This window comes from Pseudomonas tremae (assembly GCF_001401155.1).
Lineage (GTDB): Bacteria > Pseudomonadota > Gammaproteobacteria > Pseudomonadales > Pseudomonadaceae > Aquipseudomonas > Aquipseudomonas tremae.
In genome coordinates this window covers 1-498 of record NZ_LJRO01000337.1, presented here as the reverse complement: position 1 = coordinate 498, position 498 = coordinate 1, and the positions used below count along the sequence as shown (strand labels likewise).

At 59.4% G+C, this 498-nt stretch carries 1 pseudogene; it reads left to right on the top strand.

Annotated elements, in window-relative coordinates:
* Positions 1 to 55: 55 nt before the first annotated feature.
* Positions 56 to 498, top strand: a pseudogene (locus ALO43_RS18705) (MFS transporter); the annotation flags it as partial.

Sequence of the window (498 nt, the reverse complement as noted above, 5' to 3'; positions counted from 1 at the left end):
CGTCCGGCCCGTGTGCCGGCTTCGACTGTTTTTTTAGATGTGTATAAGAGACAGGATTCTGCTGGCGGGGTTGGGGCTTGGATTCATTCTGCTCAACCTCACCGTATTCACCCAGACGCTTGCCGAGCGGCAGTTTCTCGGTATCGCCACAGCACTCACTCAATCGTTGCGACTGGTTGGCGGCTTGCTGGGCACGGCGGCCATGGGTGTGCTGGTCAAGTTGCTGTACGTCGCCAATCTGCAACATGCGCTGACAGCGGCAGGCCAGATGCAGGCAATAGCGCGTCTGGCCGACCCTCAGGTCTTGCTGCAGCACACGCCCAAAGATATCGACACCACGTTGCAGCTGGCTCGCACTGCCCTCGCCCATGCAGTCGGTACGGGGCTGTTGATCTGCGCCGCACTGGGCGTACTCGCACTGGTGGTTCTTTACCGCTTACCTCGCGTCACGCTGTATCAAGCGCCTCAGACAACGACACCTGAAACGGATTCAGCTGC